This window comes from Cyanothece sp. BG0011 (assembly GCF_003013815.1).
GTDB lineage: Bacteria > Cyanobacteriota > Cyanobacteriia > Cyanobacteriales > Microcystaceae > Crocosphaera.
This window is the reverse complement of record NZ_PRLH01000046.1, coordinates 28,684-47,008: the sequence shown is the minus strand read 5'-3', so window position 1 is coordinate 47,008 and position 18,325 is coordinate 28,684. Positions and strand designations below refer to the sequence as shown.

General features: G+C 38.4%; 16 protein-coding genes. 7 read left to right on the top strand and 9 right to left on the bottom strand.

What is annotated here, in order from left to right; all coding sequences use genetic code 11:
• Positions 1-28: 28 nt before the first annotated feature.
• On the bottom strand, positions 29-1,036 hold the full coding sequence (locus C4E06_RS05670) for a beta-ketoacyl-ACP synthase 3 (RefSeq protein ID WP_107667170.1): 1,008 nt from the start codon (positions 1,034-1,036) through the stop codon (positions 29-31).
• A 149-nt stretch (positions 1,037-1,185) separates the two neighbouring features.
• A complete protein-coding gene (gene plsX / locus C4E06_RS05665) occupies positions 1,186-2,226 on the bottom strand; it encodes a phosphate acyltransferase PlsX (RefSeq protein WP_107667169.1) in 1,041 nt (346 codons plus the stop codon).
• Between the two features lie 258 nt (positions 2,227-2,484).
• Here plsX and map point away from each other — a divergent pair, with 258 nt between their 5' ends.
• Positions 2,485-3,351 (top strand): type I methionyl aminopeptidase, encoded by an 867-nt coding sequence (gene map, locus C4E06_RS05660; RefSeq protein ID WP_107667168.1) that lies wholly within the window; start codon positions 2,485-2,487, stop codon positions 3,349-3,351.
• A 137-nt stretch (positions 3,352-3,488) separates the two neighbouring features.
• Positions 3,489-4,469, top strand: a complete 981-nt coding sequence (locus C4E06_RS05655) for a DnaJ C-terminal domain-containing protein (RefSeq protein ID WP_107667167.1) — start codon at positions 3,489-3,491, stop codon at positions 4,467-4,469.
• A 4-nt stretch (positions 4,470-4,473) separates the two neighbouring features.
• On the opposite strand, the gene C4E06_RS05650 is transcribed toward C4E06_RS05655, so the two are convergent.
• Entirely contained in the window at positions 4,474-6,153 is a 1,680-nt protein-coding gene (locus tag C4E06_RS05650) for a transglutaminase domain-containing protein (protein ID WP_107667166.1), read from the bottom strand.
• A gap of 320 nt (positions 6,154-6,473) precedes the next feature.
• Between C4E06_RS05650 and C4E06_RS05645 the strand changes: the two genes are divergently transcribed.
• Together C4E06_RS05645 and C4E06_RS05640 are read left to right on the top strand one after the other, a co-directional pair.
• The gene (locus C4E06_RS05645; RefSeq protein WP_107667165.1) at positions 6,474-7,055 is read left to right on the top strand and encodes a Uma2 family endonuclease; all 582 of its coding nucleotides are present in this window, start codon (positions 6,474-6,476) and stop codon (positions 7,053-7,055) included.
• Between the two features lie 545 nt (positions 7,056-7,600).
• Positions 7,601-7,765: a type II toxin-antitoxin system HicB family antitoxin gene (locus C4E06_RS05640; RefSeq protein ID WP_198648354.1), complete on the top strand. Its 165-nt coding sequence runs from the start codon at positions 7,601-7,603 to the stop codon at positions 7,763-7,765.
• 62 nt (positions 7,766-7,827) lie between these two features.
• Here the strand turns inward: C4E06_RS05640 and C4E06_RS05635 are convergent, their stop codons facing one another.
• On the bottom strand, positions 7,828-8,721 hold the full coding sequence (locus C4E06_RS05635; protein WP_198648353.1) for a DUF6429 family protein: 894 nt from the start codon (positions 8,719-8,721) through the stop codon (positions 7,828-7,830).
• Between the two features lie 190 nt (positions 8,722-8,911).
• Between C4E06_RS05635 and pruA the strand changes: the two genes are divergently transcribed.
• On the top strand, positions 8,912-11,884 hold the full coding sequence (pruA, locus tag C4E06_RS05630; protein ID WP_107667163.1) for an L-glutamate gamma-semialdehyde dehydrogenase: 2,973 nt from the start codon (positions 8,912-8,914) through the stop codon (positions 11,882-11,884).
• A gap of 37 nt (positions 11,885-11,921) precedes the next feature.
• Here pruA and C4E06_RS05625 read toward each other — a convergent pair whose 3' ends face one another.
• From C4E06_RS05625 to psb28, 4 genes are all read right to left on the bottom strand, one after another.
• On the bottom strand, positions 11,922-12,386 hold the full coding sequence (locus tag C4E06_RS05625; RefSeq protein ID WP_107667162.1) for a hypothetical protein: 465 nt from the start codon (positions 12,384-12,386) through the stop codon (positions 11,922-11,924).
• A gap of 460 nt (positions 12,387-12,846) precedes the next feature.
• Positions 12,847-13,287, bottom strand: coding sequence for a helix-turn-helix domain-containing protein (locus C4E06_RS05620; RefSeq protein ID WP_107667161.1), 441 nt, complete (start codon positions 13,285-13,287; stop codon positions 12,847-12,849).
• A gap of 268 nt (positions 13,288-13,555) precedes the next feature.
• Positions 13,556-14,056, bottom strand: coding sequence for a molybdenum cofactor biosynthesis protein B (locus tag C4E06_RS05615; RefSeq protein ID WP_107667160.1), 501 nt, complete (start codon positions 14,054-14,056; stop codon positions 13,556-13,558).
• A 121-nt stretch (positions 14,057-14,177) separates the two neighbouring features.
• Positions 14,178-14,513, bottom strand: coding sequence for a photosystem II reaction center protein Psb28 (gene psb28, locus C4E06_RS05610; protein WP_008274784.1), 336 nt, complete (start codon positions 14,511-14,513; stop codon positions 14,178-14,180).
• 110 nt (positions 14,514-14,623) lie between these two features.
• On the opposite strand from psb28, the gene C4E06_RS05605 reads away from it, so the two are divergent.
• Both C4E06_RS05605 and C4E06_RS05600 read left to right on the top strand, forming a co-directional pair.
• Positions 14,624-16,123 carry a helicase C-terminal domain-containing protein gene (locus tag C4E06_RS05605; RefSeq protein ID WP_107667159.1) on the top strand — a complete coding sequence of 500 codons (1,500 nt, stop codon included), beginning with the start codon at positions 14,624-14,626 and terminating at the stop codon, positions 16,121-16,123.
• A 259-nt stretch (positions 16,124-16,382) separates the two neighbouring features.
• On the top strand, positions 16,383-17,774 hold the full coding sequence (locus tag C4E06_RS05600; RefSeq protein ID WP_107667158.1) for a 2-succinylbenzoate--CoA ligase: 1,392 nt from the start codon (positions 16,383-16,385) through the stop codon (positions 17,772-17,774).
• A gap of 219 nt (positions 17,775-17,993) precedes the next feature.
• Here the strand turns inward: C4E06_RS05600 and C4E06_RS05595 are convergent, their stop codons facing one another.
• Positions 17,994-18,293 carry a ferredoxin gene (locus C4E06_RS05595; protein WP_107667226.1) on the bottom strand — a complete coding sequence of 100 codons (300 nt, stop codon included), beginning with the start codon at positions 18,291-18,293 and terminating at the stop codon, positions 17,994-17,996.
• Between the last annotated feature and the right edge of the window lie 32 nt (positions 18,294-18,325).

The following is an 18,325-nucleotide window of genomic DNA, read 5'->3' as shown; positions in this document are numbered from 1 at the left end:
CTATGTATCAACTGTTTTATCAACGTTTTCATGATTGGGGTGAGATACCCCAGCGAAAAATGGTTGCTCCCCAAGTTAAACCGGCACCAAACCCGGAACTCGCTACAATTTCCCCAGGCTTTATTTTTCCCTGTCTAACTGCTTCATCAAGAGCAAGGGGAATGGACGCGGCCGAGGTATTACCATATTCATCTAAATTGGCGATAACTTTCTGGGGAGGAATCTTTAACCGCTTGGCCACTGCATCAATAATTCTTTGATTGGCTTGATGTAAAATTAACCAGTCAATATCATCGGTGGTTAACTGAGCATTAAACAGTGCCTTTTCTATCACTTCTGGCACTTTTTCTACGGCAAAACGATAAACATCTCGTCCTTTCATGGTAATGGGCTGATAGGTGCCTTGATTGATGGTGATGCCCTCTTTTAAGGCTGTGTCGTTGCCGTGATAGGCAAGATTTAGGGCATCATGTTGTTTGCCATCACTGTACATGGCAAACCCTAACAAATTATCGTCATCTGTGGTGCCTTGACAGACCACTGCCCCGGCACCATCTCCAAACAGAACGCAGGTGCTACGATCTGACCAATCAACCCAACGGGAAAGAATATCGGCCCCGATGACTAAGACATTTTTATAGACTCCGGTGCGAATAAATTGGGCCGCAGTAATTAGTCCAAACACAAAACCCGAACAAGCGGCGGTTAAATCAAAGGCCACTGCCTGATTCGCCTCTAACATATGTTGTATTTTAGCTGCACTCCCAAAGAGATCGTCGGCCGTCGAGGTGGCTAAAATAATCAAATCTATCTCCCCAGGGTCTAGTGCTGCCATAGCGATCGCTTCTTTAGCGGCTTGAGCGGAGAGATCGCTTAAGGAGGAATCTGTTGTGACTAAATGTCGCTTTCGGATTCCTGTTCTGGTGCGAATCCATTCGTCAGAGGTGTCGACCAAAAGACTTAAATCCTCATTGGTCATCACCTGCTTGGGTGCAGCAGAACCACAACCTATGATGCTTACCCCGATGGCTTTCAATAACCTTTCCCCCTAAGTGTTGCTAACTAATCGATGAGACTTGATGGTGACCTCAATCTTCATTACCTCTTTTGATCTTTGGTTAGGTTGGTTGGGTAATGAGGATGATCAAAAGATCCCCATTTATCTCTGGTTGTCTCATTATCCCATTATTTTTCCACCGAAGTTTCTACACTATCGGGGATAGGATTGTCTTGAGAGGCTTTAATTCTGTCTAATACTTGATGATCGATCGCTTCAGTGGCCAGACGAATGGCATTAAAAATCGATGGAGCGTTAGAGCTACCATGACTAATAATACAAACACCGGCCACCCCTAATAATAAGGCTCCTCCGTGTTCAGCGTGATCGATCCGTTGTTTGAGTTTTTTCAAGTTGGGTTTAAGGATAGCCGTGCCTAAAGTCCCACGCCACCCTTGGGGTAATTCTTCTCGCATAATTTGTAAGACAATTTCTCCTACTGCCTCAGCAAACTTCAGCAGAACATTGCCCACAAAACCATCACAGACAATTACATCAAAGTTACCCGAAAGCACGTCTCGGCCTTCGGCATTACCGATAAAAGGAATGGTTGGGTTGTTTTCTAATAATTGATAGGTCGCTAAGGCGAGGTCGTTACCTTTGCTCGATTCTTCCCCAATATTCAACAGTCCCACTTTCGGGTCATTAACTCCCATTACATATTGACTGTAAATGGTTCCCATTAGGGCAAATTGTTCTAAATATTTGGGGCGACAATCCACATTGGCTCCCACGTCTAAAATAATTACCGATTTTCCTGCTAATAGGGTGGGAAATACGGTGCCAATGGCGGGACGATCAATGCCTTTGAGACGACCTAATCTCAGGGTAGCTGCTCCCATGGCAGCCCCAGAGTGGCCCGCCGATACCACGGCATCGGCCCGATTTTTCTTCACCAAATCCATAGCCACATTAATGGAAGCTTTGGGTTTGCGTCGAAGTTCGCTAATGCCTTCGTGCATCTCGATCGCCCCTTCTGAGTCCACAATCTCTATAGTCGGGGACGGGTGATGATTTTGAAGGGATGCTTCTATTGATGGGCGATCGCCCACCAATAAAATGTCTACATCCAACTCTTCTGACGCTCGGATCGCCCCTGCGACGATTTCGTGAGGGGCATGGTCTCCCCCCATAGCGTCCACTGCTATTCTTGCGCGATTTCCTGCCATTGCTCAAAACGATAGAAGCCATCAAGATTTTAACAGAAGCCTTGAACAATTTTGAAATGAATCCTGACTATTTTCCCTCCTCACACTCATAATGATTATGACTTAACCCCATAATGTCCTTAAATTATTGCATAGATGCAATTCAGTTAAAGGGAATAGGCAATGGGCAATGGGCAATCTTTGCTGTAGGGTCTAGGTATTCTTAAAGGGATCGTGGTTTTAGGATAAAATAATCTTTGTAACATAACATTTTAAAAGATGAATTTTTTGACTAATCTTTTTTCTGCGGACAAAGCCACCCAAAAAACAGCCAAAAAAACGCAACAAATTGGATTACCGAAGACGAGAAAAGGTCGTCGAGGAATACAGATTAAATCTCCCGAAGAAATTACCATTATGCGTCAATCTTCTTTAATTGTGGCCACGGTTCTTAAAGAAATTCAAGAAATAGTTAAACCCGGAATGACCACAGGAGATTTAGATAGTTATGCCGAACAAAGAATCAGAGAAATGGGAGCAGAACCCAGTTTTAAAGGTTATTATGGCTTTCCTGGCTCCATTTGTGCCAGCATTAATCATGAAGTGGTTCATGGCATTCCGAATGCTAAAAGAAGAATTCGCCGAGGGGATGTTTTAAAAGTCGATACAGGCGCCTATTATCAAGGCTATCATGGGGATTCTTGTATCACCATTGCCGTGGATAAAGTTTCTTCTAAAACCGCTCGTTTAATTCGGGCAGCAGAAGAGGCATTATATGCAGGAATTAGTGAGGTAAAAGCAGGAAATTATTTATTAGATATTGCAGGAGCCATTGAAGATGTTGTTAACAAATACGGCTATTCGGTGGTAGAAGATTATACCGGTCATGGAGTGGGACAAAACCTACATGAAGAACCGGCCGTCTTTAATTATCGAACCCAAGAAATTCCCAACATTAAACTAAAAAAAGGAATGACATTAGCCATAGAACCCATTGTCAATCAGGGGTCAAAATATACGAAAACCTTACGCGATCGCTGGACGGTTGTAACGGTGGATAATAATTTATCAGCTCAGTTTGAACATACGGTATTAGTAACAGCAACCGGCTACGAAATCTTAACCGATAGAAGTCACCTTAATTAAGGGTAGACTGAGAAAATTGAATGATCACAATTAATCTAATTTCGGCATTCCCTACCTTTCACCGAAGCCTGATAGGTATTCTATCCATTAATATTAAGATATAGGACAATATTTTTAAGGATTATTCCACAGGAGATATGGATTACAAAGATTACTATGCTACATTGGGCATCAATAAAAGTGCCAGCGCAGACGAGATCAAAAAAGCCTTCCGCAAACTAGCGGTAAAATATCATCCTGACAGAAACCCTGATGATAAGCAAGCTGAAGAACGTTTCAAAGAGATCAGCGAAGCTTATGAAGTATTGTCCGATGCTGAGAAACGGAAAAAATATGATCAGTTTGGCCAATACTGGAAACAAGCAGGCCAAAGCACCTGGCCCGGTGCCGGTGCTAACGTGGATATGGGCAACTTTGATTTCAGTCAGTATGGTAACTTTGAAGAATTTATCAATGAATTATTAGGCCGTTTCTCTACGCCAGGGGGCGCAGGAGCGAGAAGTTATAGTTATAGTAGTCCAGGAGGCGGTTATAGTAGCAATTTTAATGACTTTGGTGGAGGTTTTGGCAATCAAACCCCGGCCTCAAACCGAGAAGCGACCCTCAAGCTTACGTTTTCTGAAGCGTTTCGGGGGGTACAAAAACGCCTGAACCTAGGCAATGAGATTATTGAGGTCCGTATCCCACCAGGGGCAAAAAATGGCAGTCGTATCCGTGTTCGGGGGAAAGGGGGAAGTAGTCCCTATAGTCAAAATAGAGGAGATTTGTATCTTAATGTCGAACTAACGCCCCATAACTTTTTTAAGTTTGAAGAGGATAACCTAGTGTGTGAAGTTCCTATCACCCCGGACGAAGCGGTTTTAGGAACCACCATCGATGTACCCACCCCTGATGGCATGGTAACGGTTAAAGTTCCCCCTGGAATTCGTTCCGGTCAGTCTTTACGGTTAAAAGGCAAAGGATGGGTAACACCGAAAAAAGGAAGAGGGGATCAATTTGTAAAAATCACCATTGATACACCCCAAAATCTCAGTGAAACTGAACGAACTTATTACGAAAAAATTCGTGATAGTCGCACTTATCAACCTCGTCAACACCTACAACACATCAGTTTATGAGGGGTTAAGAAGGGGAACATTCCTCTAAAATAGTGAACTGTACATGATTAATGGCTAAATTTCCGATAGAAACCTGTTGTTTATTTAAAACAGTTCCGTCAATCATTAACCGTTCAAAGGGAACCCCTTTACTCATTTCTGCATGATACCAAGCTAACCCCATAAAAAACCGTGTGGGATAAGGTCCCCCTTCGTAAATATCATCAGGGTTTGATTCCATGGGCAACCAACCAATACCAGGGATATAAAACTCTAGCCAAACATGGTTATAATCGGGTTTTAGAGGGAGATGGCGAACTAACGCAGAGGCAGGACATTTATAACGGCCCACGGTACGACAAGCAATACCATTTAAACGGAATAAAGCCAGTAACACACCAACATATTCACCGCAGGACCCTACACCCCGTCTCAGGGCAATATCGGGGGTATCGATATGGGGTTTAATACCATAAGATAGGCGATCATAGACGTAGTTACGAATACTATAAATTTTTCTGAGAAGGTTGGTTTCTCGTCCCACTGCTTCGGCTGCAGCCCGTTGGATAATCTCCGTATCCATCGCTAGGTTATCATTATCCACTAAATAGCGATCGCCGTATTCTGGGGGCATTTCTGAAACAGTTTCACAGTCACGAGGGGTCAAGTTATATTTAATACCCCAGACTTCAATTAAGGCTTTCCAACCAAAAATACAACGGGTATTATCTGTTAAGGTATCAAATTTAAACACGGCCACCCGTTGCCCATTTTCTTCTATTTCAGTGAAGGGTAGGCCAACGGCTTCGACTTGACGGACTTTTTGACGGTGGGTTTCGGCCGGTAGGGCCATGCGCCATTCTAAATTTTTCAGTTCAATGGGATCAAGGGGGGCTAACTCTTCAACGTAGGACATTTCTATGAGATAACCATTAGACAGGGCATAATGATCATCGGCATAGTAGCGAAAATATAAAGGATGGATAAAGGTTTCAACGCGATAGAGGAGTTCGTGGTTAGGATCAGCGTTAGGATTATCACGGATGTAGGGTTCATTATTGACGTAAGAGACATATAAAATGTCTTGATCCGTGTTGGGATCGTGATAAAAGGTGATACCGGTGGGACATTCAAAGGGGGTTAATAAACTAAATTTTTGTTTTCCTGTTGCCCGATCCAAACAATAAACACTCTGTTCTAAGGTATCACTAACCCATAATTCTTCTCCTTTTACGGTAATATTTTCGATGCCAATTCCTGGGGAATATAAACGGGTAATTTCTTGGGCATTTTCTCGATTAAAAACGGAAATGGTTCCGGCTTTTTGGGAGGAAATATAAACCGTTGATTCCCAGATGGCCACACCATTAGCCGGATCGGGAAGTCGGGTAAATAGTTCACATTTGAAGTCAGGATCATCTAAATTACAGTAATAGACACTATAACGAGTTGTAAACCAGAGTTGATTATCGGCGATCGCTAGTCCTGTGGCCCCGATAAAATCTTCCCAATGATGGCTATTGAGGATTTTGGTGTCATGGGTAATGGGATCGACTTCTAAGAGATAACCATTACGATTATCTAAGGCATATAATTTCTTATTATAGAAAGCGATTCCATGAATTTCTGAGGCTGCAATGGGGCGAATGGTTGCGCCATTAAACTGTTGTTGTGGGGAGACAGATAAAGGGGTATCAGAAATCATGTTTTATGCTTAAGGATCTCTATCAGTGAACAGTTATCAGTTACCAGTGAACAGTTATCAAAAATTGTTCATGAATCATTCATTATTACTGGCTTTCTCTAGTCTATCAAGTTTAGCAGAATAAACCCTTAAAAAATGCTTATTTTGAACCAATTATTAGCTTAAAATCTTTTATTTTCATTAATTTTTCTCTGATGGTAGCCAGTTTATGCTAGAAACCAATCCTGATCAGTTGCGGTCATCAGTTTAATGATAGCCGTCTCACTTACCTTACAGTTAGATATAATTAAAATACAATTTTAGTCAAATTATTAATAATTATGTTAGAAGTTAAGCCAAAATTTGAGACTTTTGAGGACTATCTTGCTTACGATGACAACAGGGATAAATGGTATGAATTATTTAATGGAGAATTAATTGAGATACCTCCCGAATCAGGAATCAATGTGCAAATCGCTAATCGTTTATTTCTTATTTTTGCTCTTTTATTAGGCACTGATCAAGTTAGGGGACAAGGGTTAGAATTAGAAGTGAGAGGGGAACCCAGAAACCGTTATCCTGACCTTACTATAATCAGAGAAGAACATATCAATTTATTAGCAAAACGTAATACTATTCGTTTATTGATGCCACCTCCTTTATTAGTAGTAGAAATTGTTAGTCCTGGAGAATTACAACGGCATCGAGACTATATTGCTAAACGGATACAATATCAAGATTGTGCCATCCCTGAATATTGGATTATTGACCCTGAAAATCAAACCATATTAGTCTTAGAATTGAAAGATAAAATATATATTGAAGTAGGAGAGTTTTCAGCCGATGATAAAGTGAAATCCTCTCAATTTCCTCAATTAGATTTATCTGCATCACAGCTTTTTCAGAACTCTGTAGGGACTTAATAATATTAAGGCCATCTTATCACAGTCAAAAGAGTTAGGTCTTGTCCTTTTGCATTAAAAAGAAGCAAAAAATAGAATTTAGTAGGGTGCATTAATGCAGTGTAATGCACCACATCATAACAGAGATCATTAATGAATTGGTGGGTTACGACGGATTTTGATATCTTAGTTATAATCGTGCATTATAGCCGTCTAACCCACCCTACTTCTTAACTTGGCTATCTACTAGAATTAAAGATTATACTGTTGTATGTTTGGTTTATTAGGAATATTAGTATTAAAAAGAAGCAAAAAATAGAATTTCGTAGGGTGCATTAACGTAGTGTAATGCACCAATTTTTAACGAATATAATTCATGAATTGGTGGGTTACGACGGATTTTTACATCTTAGTTATAATCTAGATTATAGCCGTCTAACCCACCCTACTTGTTAACTACTAAAAGCTTTAAACAATTAGATGATATATAAATCATGATTTTTTTGTATTTTGTGTTATTATCTTTTTAAGATACACTCTAGGTTACATCAGAAATAAGTCAAACTATGAGACAAGTTATTTTATACAAAGATGAAGATAATTATTGGATTGTTGAATGTCCAAGTCTTAAAGGTTGTGTCAGTCAAGGAAAGACAAAAGAAGAAGCTCTTGCTAACATAAAAGAAGCTATTAAAGGTTATATTACTGCTTTAGAAAAAAATAACTTATGAATTTAATGTCAACAATTCAAGATGAACGAAACAATCAAATCACTTTTAAAATTATACTTGAATCAATCTCCTGATTCTTGTTCTCTCCTTAAATCAATAGAGGTTTTATAGTGTAAATATTCTTCATGATACTCTCTATCTTCTAAAAGTTCATCTACTCCCTCTAAATCAATATTTTTAAGTAATTCTCTAGTCATTCTTATTCCTTTTTTTGTCAATTGAACGTAAGTCCTTTTTTTATAATTATTACCTTTTGTTTGCGGTTGTTCGAGTAACCCTTCTTCTTCAAGTTTATCTAAAATAGAAAACTCTAAACCTATCCAACTTTCTACTCCTGTAAAATTTTCTTTACATCTTTTTTCCTGAGATTGACTTAAAAATTTATTATAATTATCCCAACCTGAGAGATACAAAAAAATCATGTAAATCTGTTTAAGAACTTTATAGTGTTTTAAAAATGATAATTCTTTTCTTTGTTGACGTTCAAAATTATCAATACTATTAATGACTTGATTTCTGGCTTCATACATATTACTTGAAAAGTGACTACTTAATAACAGTTGGTCGTCACCGATTAAAGTTCCTTCTGCTAAATATTTTTGACTTAAATCTTTTAATCTTTCTGATTTAGGAAGTTGAAAAACTTTAACAATCCAATTATCTCTTATTCTGTTGTCTTGTTTGACTAACTCTTTTTGATCCATTAATCTTTGTTTTTCAGTTTCTTCTTCTTGCTGTTTTTTGTCTTGTTCTTTTTGCTGTTGTATTTGTTTTTGTTCATAATAATCATCTGGAATACTTAAGTTTTTATTAACTTCTATCCAAAACTCATCAGCTTTAGCATATATTTTTTTGTTTATTAAAGACTTTATGAACTCTTCACCACAAAGTTGAACAGCGTTTTTTTTAAGAGGTTTTAAGCTAGTATAGGCTTCAAAATTTTTTCTAGCATCCATAATAAGTTAATCTTCTATATCATTAAAAAGTTTCACTTTAATGATTTTAACGGTTATTATTCTTACTGTGTATTGAGGGTACTCTCTTAAGGTAAAATTAAGGAAGAAAGTAAAATTAGAGACTTTTACTTAACATTACCCTTAAAAATTGCTACACGCTTCACACACTATGATAGGAGAGTATTAAATTTTGGTAGTACAACTAGATTCTAAAACCTACGAACAACGAACCCAGGAAATAGCTAAAGAATTAATCGCCCAAACCCGTGAAAAACGCTCATTATGGTCGAAAATCGGCGATCAGATGCGTTGGGATGATAAACTGCTCGATTTTGCGATGAGTAACCCTGGTTTAAGGGTTCAACTGTTCCATTTTATCGATACCTTACCCGCGCTACAAAGTAATGCAGAAATTGCTCATCATCTGCAACAATACTTAGGGGACGAGTCCGTAGAATTACCCGGCGCGTTAAAAGGTATCCTTAACTTTACTGACTATAATTCTCTTCCGGCGAAAATAGCAGCCGAAACCATCAGTAAAGCGGTCCAAACCTTAGCATTTAAGTATATTTCGGGTGAAACGATTCCTCAAGTCATAAAAACCGTCGAACGCCTCAGAAAAGAGAAAATGGGGTTTACTATCGACTTATTAGGGGAAGCAGTTATTACCGAAAGCGAGGCCAAAGCTTATCTTGATAGTTATCTCGACTTGATGGAAAAATTAGCCGATCAGTCGAAAAAATGGTCAAATGTAGGACAAATTGACCAAGCAGGAGACGAAAGCTTATCTAAGGTTCAAGTATCGGTTAAATTGACCGCTTTTTATTCCCAGTTTGATCCCATCGATCCCGAAGGAAGTCAAGAAAAAGTCTGCGATCGCATTCGTATCCTTCTCCGTCGGGCCCAAGAGTTAGGGGTTGCCATCCATTTCGATATGGAACAATATGTTTACAAGGATCTCACCCTAGCTATCCTCAAGGAACTCTTGTTAGAAGAAGAGTTTCGCCACCGGACTGATATTGGTGTCACGCTACAAGCGTATCTTAGAGACTCTCAACAAGACTTACATGATCTCATTGCTTGGGCCAAACAACGAGGCAACCCGATCACGGTAAGATTAGTTAAAGGGGCCTACTGGGATCAAGAAACCATTAAATCTGAGCAAAATCACTGGCCACAACCGGTATATAACCAAAAAGCAGCAACGGATGTTAACTACGAAGAGATGACCCAGTTATTGCTGGAAAATCATCAATATTTATACGCTGCGATCGGGTCCCATAACGTGCGATCGCAAGCAAGGGCGATCGCCATCGCAGAAACCTTAAACGTTCCCTCCCGCGCCTTCGAGATGCAGGTATTATATGGCATGGGGGATCAGTTAGCCAAAGCGTTAGTGAAAACAGGGCATCGTGTACGAGTCTATGCGCCTTACGGTAACTTATTACCAGGAATGGCCTATCTAATCCGCCGTTTACTGGAAAATACCGCTAATAGTTCTTTCTTACGGCAAAATTTAGAAGAAAGACCCATCGAAGAATTGATCGCACCCCCAACAGTTTCGGGAAGTACGGAACGTATAGCACAAAAAGAAGTTTTTGTCAATGCCCCTGATACCGATTATTCTAGGGAAGTATTACGGCAAAAAGCAGAGCAAGCTTTAGCAAGTGTAAAAAATAGTCTCGGTAAAACCTATTTACCCTTAATTAATGGGGAATATGTACAAACCGATCTTATTATCGACTCTGTGAACCCTTCTAAGTCCTCTGAAGTGGTGGGACAAATTGGTTTAATTTCTGTTTCTCAGGCAGAACAGGCATTAAACGCAGCTAAAGAAGCATTTAAAGGGTGGAAAGAAACACCAGCCACAGAAAGAGCGAGAATACTACGAAAAGCTGGCGATCTCATGGAAGAACGCCGTCATGAGTTATGCGCTTGGATCTGTGTGGAAGTGGGTAAAATATTGCAACAAGCAGACGCAGAAGTCTCCGAAGCGATCGACTTTTGCCGGTATTATGCCGATGAAATGGAACGGTTAGACAAGGGTTACAACTACGATGTAGCAGGAGAAACCAACCGTTATCATTATCAACCCAGAGGCATCGCCTTAGTTATTTCTCCCTGGAACTTTCCTTTTGCCATTGCAACAGGGATGACAGTAGCAGCGTTAGTGACAGGAAACTGTACCTTATTAAAGCCAGCCGAAACCTCTACCGTGATCGCGGCTAAAATTGCTGAAATCTTAGTGGATGCTGGTATTCCTAAAGGAGTCTTTCAACTGGTTCCTGGAAAAGGGTCCCAAGTCGGGGCCTATATGGTGAAACATCCTGACGTACATTTGATCGCCTTTACCGGATCGAGAGAAGTGGGATGTCGTATCTATGCTGATGCAGCTATTTTACAACCCGGACAAAAACACCTAAAACGGGTTATTGCAGAAATGGGCGGTAAAAACGCTATTATTGTCGATGAAAGTGCTGACCTGGATCAAGCGGTTGCCGGGGCTGTCTTTTCTGCCTTTGGCTATACGGGTCAAAAATGTTCAGCAGCCTCCCGTATCATCGTTTTAGACCCGGTTTACGACGCTTTCTTAGAACGGTTTGTAGACGCTACCAAGTCCCTCAATGTTGGGCCAACGGATGAACCCTCTACTCAAGTGGGTCCCGTCATCGACGCAACGGCGCAAAAACGCATTTTAGAGTACATTGAAACCGCAAAACAAGAGTCAACCCTCGCCTTGCAAATGGAAGCCCCTGACAACAGTTTTTATGTGGGTCCCACCATTTTTGGGGATGTGTTACCCGACCATACTATCGCCCAAGAAGAGATATTTGGCCCAGTGGTTGCTGTGATGCGAGTAAAAAGCTTTAAGGAAGCGTTAGCAGTGGCTAATGGAACCGACTACGCCTTAACCGGTGGGTTATATTCCCGGAGTCCCGAACACATCGAACAGGCCCAGAAAGAGTTTGAAGTCGGGAACTTGTACATTAATCGTACGATTACCGGTGCGATCGTTGCCCGTCAACCCTTTGGTGGGTTCAAGTTGTCCGGTGTGGGTTCCAAAGCAGGAGGACCAGACTATTTATTACAGTTCCTCGAACCTCGTCATATTAGCGAAAATATCCAGCGTCAAGGGTTTGCACCCATAGAAGGGGCTGAGTAACCTGTAGGGTGGGCATTGCCCACCTTACCTATTTTGTTTAATTTGTACTATCAATTAAATGAGAACAAGTTATCTTGTAGGCCTGATTGATAAAAGATTGGAGATTTTTGAGATGTTGGCAAGAAAGATTATCTAGAGAAATTGAATGAGAATTTAGCTCAATTAATACCCCATCTGTATGATGATTAACTTTAAATGTTTGGTTGTTTGTAGATAAGTGGTAAAACTCGCCAATGAGAAATTTATTATTTTCATTATCTTGCCATCCAAATCTATTAAGAATATTTTTAAGGTCTTTTATGATTGCTATAGTTGTATCAAAATAGTAGTCATTAATAATTTCCCTCACAAACTTCTTAACATTCCCCTTCTCTAATCTTTCTAATAGATCAACCACTTCATGTTTATTATCTTCTGCTTGTTGTTGTAAAATATTAAATAATAAAGAAGAATCATAAATGTCGACTAACTTCAGAAGAAATTCATCAGGAGAAATAGCCATAACATTATATTTGGATAAGATATCATTAGGGAAATCTTTGAGATTATGAGTAACAATTAAAACTAAATGATTAAATCTAGAATCATTATTGATTTTCTGAGCTTCTATAGCAGCAGCTAAAACATGACGATCTTTAGGGTCATTATCTAGGGTTGAGATTAAAGTTTCTGATGGATAAACTAAAGCTTCTGGAAACGCTTTTTGTATTTGATTTATTCGTTTTTTAGCTTTCTTATCTGCTTCAGTTGAATCTAATTTTTTCTTTTTTTTTTAAAATCTTTGCTAAATTTTTCTCTGTTTCTTCTAAAATTTTCGGAGAGGTATAAAATCTATACATATATTGTTCAACCGCTCTGAGAAGAGTATCACAGAGCGGCATGGGAATGAGGACACAGGCATCAAGAACTACAATGGGTTTCTCCACAGCAAGAATTAATTTTCAATTGATGATTTGACTAGCTTATTCATAGTCTAACTCATCTAACCCATCTTCATAAATACTGGCTGAAAATTCACGAATAATTTGACGGCGTTCTGTATCTCTTTGTTCTTTGTATGCGAGTAAATCTTTTACTAATACTTTTCTACGGTTGCCAACTTTAATGAAAGGAATTTGATGATTTTCTAAAAGTTGCACTAGGTAAGGTCGTGAAACATTGAGAACATCCGCAGCTTGTTGAGTCGTCATATAACTTTCATCAGAAACAACATTAACAGAATTCCCTTGTCGCAAAACTGTTAAAATATTGTAGACGGTTTCATATTCATCCTTCGATAGAGGAGTTTTGTGTCCTTTCCCTAATAAGGAATAGTCAGCATCTTTTGAAGATAAACCACTATCTCCTTTCTGCTCATTCTTTAGGGGACTTTGTGAATATTGAGGTGAACGAGTAGTAGACATGACAAACTCCTGTTATTGCAAGGACAATAAAGATTCTCTATATGTTAATAGAGAGGCTAATGATACAAGATCAACTGCCTCACTGTAATTTTATTATTGTTTTATTTGCTTTTAGTTCCACTCCGAGTATATCCATTATTTGAAATATTCGCAATATCCGAAATATAAAGATTTTTGATAATGGAACAAAAAAACTATTAATTGTGGGACTAAAGCGTTTAATTGACAAAAACGACTTGTCACAACCATTTATTCAACATTTCCAACCTTAACCCCGTATTTGTTTCGTTAAATGTATCAATTCGGGGACAATTAATTTATCTAAAGCTAACTTAACCGCGTTCGATGATCCTGGCAGAGAAAAGATTAAAATATTTTGATAAACCCCTGCGATCGCCCGTGAGGCCAGGGCCCGTGAACCAATTTCTTGATAACTTAAATAGCGAAACAATTCCCCAAACCCTGGCAAAGTCTTATCTAATAACCCCTCTAATGCGTCGTAGGTGGTGTCTCTAGGGGCGATTCCAGTGCCTCCATTGAGGATTATGACATCTATCCTATTCTCTTGTTTTAACTGCTGTATATGGGCGATTATGTCCTGGGGTTCATCCTTAAGGATGTCGTAATTAATAATTTGATGGCCCGCATCTGTCAAACGTTGGTTAAGAAGTTGCCCACTGCGATCGCTTTCGGGGGTGCGAGTATCACTCACCGTAACAATAGCACAGGCAAGACTAACGGGTTGGCGATCGGGATGGGGAAGGGACATGAGTTTAACTTAAAATAACTGGTGATGAGGGGAACGGAGCAAGATAACGAATCAATATCTAAATCTCTAACTGCTGTACGGGCTTAATAATATTAAGCCCCTACTGACTCCTCGAAAAAAATTAAGCTTTAGAAAATCCTAACCCATTTTCTTGTGCGTAACGTTCCATAAAACGCATAAAGCGATCCCATTCATCTTGAGAGTTCATAATTAAAATAGCTTCAACTGAGGTGGGTTTTCCGTTAATAAATTTTCCTTTCACCTCACGAGTGACGATTTCTCCCTCTTCATCGACGAGATACATTCCGGTAATGTCATCGGTACTTTCAGCATCTAGAATAGTAGGAGATTCAAAGCGAAAAGTTGCAGTTCCACTGTTTCCACTTTTAGCACGAGTTAAACGCACTTCGGGAACAACCGGTTCAGAAACACCACGAGAAAATTGTATTTGAGCCATGCTTGTTATCCTGAAATTAAATTTACATGATCCTCAATTTATCATTTCATCAACTCCTAGGTATAGAGATCATTGCCTAAGTGCTATGTATTCTTGTCAAATTATTGTCTATGACTCTCTTAGAAGCAGAAGTTCACATTTCGTTACGAGAATTTTTACGGGATCAGGGGGAACCCTTATGGGATCACCATTTGACCATGGCCCGTTTGGTGTCTCGTGCTTTACGTTTAAATCGATCTGCTTTAATTCAAACGGGAAGCACGTTTTCTCGTTATGGGTTAAGTTATTTAATGCCTTGTTTGTTGAGCGATCGCCCTATTTTGTTAGTGGTTCCTATGGAGATTCAAAAACAATTAATTGAACAAGATATTCCCTATCTTCAAAGATGGTTAAATACCAATAAAACCATTGCTCATCAAGACCAAACCGTTGATTTTGAAACCTTTAAAGGATTATTAATTGTTTCTCCTGATGTTTGGTTAGGCGATCGCTTGGAAAATAAGGGTCAGTTTCCTCATGATCTTGTCACTTTGATCGATCAAGCTGATTATTTAGAGGAGTGGACCAAAGATTATTTAACTATCACCCTTTCTCCTGATGATTGGCAACAATTACAACAACAATATCCTGCCTATGGTAACTTAATTCAAGAAGTTAGGTTTTTCTTAAAAAAATCAATTTTTAGTCATCCTAATAGTCCCTATCAATGTTGCCTACTCGATCAAGAAGAAAAAGAGAGTTTATCCCATCTTTGTGCCACCCTTGCTCAAGATCCTTTGTTACAAAATTTTGCCCAATCTCTTAATGATCATAATCAACTTTTATGGGCATCTATTAATCGAGAAGAAAATACTTTTTTTATTCATGTCAGTCCCCTAGATATTGCTTCTATTTTATCTCCTAATTTAGAAAATTCGACTATTGTTTTAATGGGGGGATTTCTTGATAGTCAAAAAACAGCCCCCACCTATCGGAAAACCATTGGCTTAACTCAGGATATTTTATGTTTAAAATTTTCCCCTCATCGTCAAAATGAATTAATCAATTTATATATTCGCGATCGCTTGCCAATGCCGAATACTCCTGAATTTCAAAAAATATTAATTGAAGAAGTTAGAAAGCTAGTTTTTGGGGGTTATGAAAGCTTAAAACCCATTACTATTATTGTGGATGATGTTCCCTCTAAAGCCCAAGTTGCCACTTTTTTGGCTGCGGAGTTTGGCTCACAAGTTAAGGTTGAAAAGGCAAATATTGATCATAATAGCATTTTAATTAGTGGCTGGAAATTTTGGCACGAACATCAAAATAAATTACCGAAACCTCAATTATTTATTATTGCCACTTTACCCATTCCTTCCCTAGAAAATCCCTTGGTGGCTGCCCAAGTCAATTATTATAAAAGACAGCATAAAGATTGGTTTAGATTTTATCTTTTACCCACTGCTTTAAAGGAGATACAAAGAGCAGTTATGCCCTTAAGAGAATCTCAAGGAATTGTAGCATTATTAGACAATCGAGTTAATTATCGAAGTTACGGTAATCGAATCTTAACAGCATTAGAACCCTATGCTAAAATTGACTATATTGATGAAAATTGGTTAAATTCTTGAGCTTATAAATAGCTATAGCACTTCCCATACTTGTGAGGTAAAAAGTTTTCTAGTTTTAGGGAATAGGCAAGGGTTCTCCCCCTCACAAAAGGGGGAGTTAGAGGGGGTGGCAATGGCAGGAAATTAAGAGTGTACCTCACTAGACTAAAAAACCCTATATTATGAAAGGAAAATTACCCAAGAATAGTTAGAATAGTATTAATTTTGTATAGCTTCAACTTGATTAAATCAATTTTTTTTAGATAAAAAAGAATCAAAAATGAACAATATTTTAGAAATAATTGAAACTAGATTACACCAAGAATGGATAATGGGTTGTCATTCTCACTATTTTTATCAACTGATACAAAACTATATTGAGCAATTGACACAATTAAAGAAACTTACTAATAATCCCAGAATCATTTTAGTAGAAACCCATGAAGACTATCATCATTTTTTAGCGGCTTTTCTGGCTACTGTTATCACTAACTGTCACGTTTTTTTAGGTGACAAAAGATGGAAAGAAAGGGAATGGGAAGAAGTTTGTAACTTGGTTAACCCTCATTTAATATTAGGAATTGATTTAAATTATACTATCAAAAGTAATCAGAATAACTTCCCCTTACCTAATAAGAGTTTAATTATGATTTCCACAGGAGGAACATCAGGAAAAATTCGTTTTTCTATCCATACTTGGCATACATTATCAGCATCAGTTAAAGGGTTTACACATTTTTTTCATCTTGACAAAGTTAATTCTTTTTGTATTTTACCCTTACATCATGTTAGTGGTTTAATGCAGTTTATGCGCTCTTTTTTAACCCAAGGAAAAATCATAATTTATCCCTACAGTAAGCTAAAAAAAAATATATTGCCATCCTTCAATTTTGAAGATTTTTTTATCTCCTTAGTTCCCACACAGTTACAATTATTGTTAACGTTAAACCCCAAATTTTTACAACAATTTAAAACAATTTTATTAGGAGGCGCACCCCCTTGGAATTCCTTACTTACCGAAGCTAGAAACTATCAACTCAATCTTTCCCCTACCTATGGAATGACAGAAACCGCCTCACAAATTGTTACTTTAAAACCAGAGGATTTTAAACAAGGAAACAACAGTACAGGAAAAGTTTTACCCCATGCTGATATTAAAATAAATGAAGATAAAATTATTAAAATTAAAGCAGAGTCTCTCTATTTTGGTTATTATCCCCATTACGAACCGCAACCGTATTTGATCACTGATGATTTAGGCTATTTTGATCATAAAAATGATTTACATATTTTAGGGAGAAATAGTCAAAAAATTATTACAGGGGGAGAAAATGTTTTTCCGAAAGAAGTTGAAACTATTATTTTAGAAACGAACTTAGTTAAAGATATTGCGATTATTGGGATAGCTGATGAACAATGGGGAGAAGCGATAACAGCAATATACGTTCCCCAAAACAACACAGTGGATGTAACGCTTATTCAAGAAACAATCAAAAAACAATTAAGTCCTGTAAAACAGCCAAAGCATTGGATTCGAGTCAAACAATTACCCCGAAATCAACAGGGCAAGTTAAACTATCAAACATTACAAAAAATTGCTACAACCTACCCGAAACAAGAAAATTATTTATCGAAAAATCAGGGGTCTAAAACCCCATCCTTTAGGAGGTAATATGCTAGAATACTAGCAAATACGGGAGGGCATCCCGAAATCTACGCCTAGGGAGATATGAATAAATAAGACCTACTTGTAGGCAAGTTCAGCCCAGGAAGTTTCTCGCCTAACAGCAGAAGTATGTCACAATACTTATAACAGTAAAGCAGGGACGCTCAATTTCTGCCCCTGCAATAATTCCCTGGAAAATCCAGCTATTGTATTAAATAGCTGGATTTAATACAATGATTCTTCTTGGTGAGTTTCGATGGTGCAGTCAGAGGTAGGATAAGCAACACAAGTTAAAACAAATCCTGCTTCGATTTGATCATCATCGAGAAAAGATTGATCGCTTTGATCAATGCTGCCACTAACGAGCTTACCAGCACAGGTAGAACAAGCACCAGCACGGCAAGAATAAGGTAAGTCTAAACCTTGTTCTTCAGCTACATCAAGAATATACTCATCTTCAGGTACATCAATGGTAGTGTTAATGCCTTCTGCTTCGTTCTTTAAGGTAACTTTGTAAGTTGCCATAATTTTGTCCTCTTTTTCAATGAAATAAATGA

Coding starts and splice junctions, on each gene's coding strand:
- plsX (WP_107667169.1), bottom strand. CDS start 2,226: ATGGCAGGAAATCGCGCAAGAATAGCAGTGGACGCTATGGGGGGAGAC.
- map (WP_107667168.1), top strand. CDS start 2,485: ATGAATTTTTTGACTAATCTTTTTTCTGCGGACAAAGCCACCCAAAAA.
- C4E06_RS05655 (WP_107667167.1), top strand. CDS start 3,489: ATGGATTACAAAGATTACTATGCTACATTGGGCATCAATAAAAGTGCC.
- C4E06_RS05650 (WP_107667166.1), bottom strand. CDS start 6,153: ATGATTTCTGATACCCCTTTATCTGTCTCCCCACAACAACAGTTTAAT.
- C4E06_RS05645 (WP_107667165.1), top strand. CDS start 6,474: ATGTTAGAAGTTAAGCCAAAATTTGAGACTTTTGAGGACTATCTTGCT.
- C4E06_RS05640 (WP_198648354.1), top strand. CDS start 7,601: ATGAGACAAGTTATTTTATACAAAGATGAAGATAATTATTGGATTGTT.
- C4E06_RS05635 (WP_198648353.1), bottom strand. CDS start 8,721: ATGGATGCTAGAAAAAATTTTGAAGCCTATACTAGCTTAAAACCTCTT.
- C4E06_RS05625 (WP_107667162.1), bottom strand. CDS start 12,386: ATGGCTATTTCTCCTGATGAATTTCTTCTGAAGTTAGTCGACATTTAT.
- C4E06_RS05620 (WP_107667161.1), bottom strand. CDS start 13,287: ATGTCTACTACTCGTTCACCTCAATATTCACAAAGTCCCCTAAAGAAT.
- C4E06_RS05615 (WP_107667160.1), bottom strand. CDS start 14,056: ATGTCCCTTCCCCATCCCGATCGCCAACCCGTTAGTCTTGCCTGTGCT.
- psb28 (WP_008274784.1), bottom strand. CDS start 14,513: ATGGCTCAAATACAATTTTCTCGTGGTGTTTCTGAACCGGTTGTTCCC.
- C4E06_RS05605 (WP_107667159.1), top strand. CDS start 14,624: ATGACTCTCTTAGAAGCAGAAGTTCACATTTCGTTACGAGAATTTTTA.
- C4E06_RS05600 (WP_107667158.1), top strand. CDS start 16,383: ATGAACAATATTTTAGAAATAATTGAAACTAGATTACACCAAGAATGG.
- C4E06_RS05595 (WP_107667226.1), bottom strand. CDS start 18,293: ATGGCAACTTACAAAGTTACCTTAAAGAACGAAGCAGAAGGCATTAAC.